The organism is Bacillus sp. P4_D3, assembly GCF_056401855.1.
On the sequence record NZ_JBFUIN010000897.1, the window covers coordinates 1 to 1,116 of the forward strand.

Consider the following 1,116-nt stretch of genomic DNA (forward strand, 5'->3'; position numbering starts at 1 on the left):
GATAAAGTTGTGTATTCTGTAAATCCAGATGTTGTATTGCCAGTTGCTAGTACGATGAAGTTAATTGTGGCGCTTGAATATACGAAACAAGTTACAGAGGGGAAAATCGATCCGTCTAGTTTCGTTTCAATTAATGATGTGAATCGTTATTATGTGCCGAGTACAGATGGTGGTGCACAAGATAGATGGCAAAATTATTTACAAAAAAAAGAAAAGATAACTGAAGGAGCGGTTTCTTTAGAAGAAGTTGCAAAAGGAATGGTTAAGTTTAGTTCTAATGCAAATACTGAATATTTAATGGAGGTATTAGGATTAGACAATATTAATCGGAATTTACAAAGTTTAGCGCTTCCTGCACATCAACCGCTATTTCCGATCGTTTCATCTTTATACATTCCGGGATATTTGCATAAAGAATTACATGTTCCAAAATATAAAATAGAGAAAAAGTTAAAAGAAATGTCTCAAGAGCAATATCGTGAATATGCTATGATTATTCATGAACGCTTAAAAAAGAAGGGACCATTATTACAGAAGGAAATTCCTCTATATTTAGAGGAACGTTACGACAAAATTTGGTCGGATAGATTGCCGGCTGCTTCCGCTAACGATTATATGGTACTGCTTCAAAAGGCAAATCATCAAGGTGGTCTTACAGAAGCGGAAGAAAAAGTGTGGGCGAATATCGTCGAAACGGATATGAGTGCAAAGAAATATCGTAAAACATTCAGGCATGCCGGGCAAAAGAATGGTTATACACCATGGACGGTAACAAAAGCAGTTTATGCAATGGATAAACGCGGAAACTGTACAGAAATTGTTTTCTTGGCAAATAATTTAAATGAAGATGACAGTGCTGAAATACGTAAACATTTAGCAAATCTACACTTCCAAGTGTTGCAAAGTGATAAGTATGATGCGACTTTTATTAAGTAAACTTGGTGCTATGAGCGCCGAGTTTATTTTTATGTACAAGCACTTTTTCACCATCCCTGGGTATGATGGGTAGTAACACTTAGGCGAAAGGGGAAAAGGTGATGAAACAGAGTAAAGAAGAGTTTATTAAGAAGGAAGGCGCTGATTTCCCTGGGAAAACATATGTAGATTGTGTATTTC

1 protein-coding gene and 1 pseudogene are annotated in these 1,116 nt (G+C 36.2%); both read left to right on the forward strand.

Annotation, left to right across the window (positions count from 1 at the left end; translation table 11 throughout):
* Positions 1-936 (forward strand): serine hydrolase (locus AC1DTM_RS27760; RefSeq protein ID WP_477001406.1); only part of this gene is annotated, 936 nt, incomplete at its 5' end.
* Between the two features lie 101 nt (positions 937-1,037).
* Positions 1,038-1,116 (forward strand): annotated as a pseudogene (locus AC1DTM_RS27765) (argininosuccinate lyase); the annotation flags it as partial.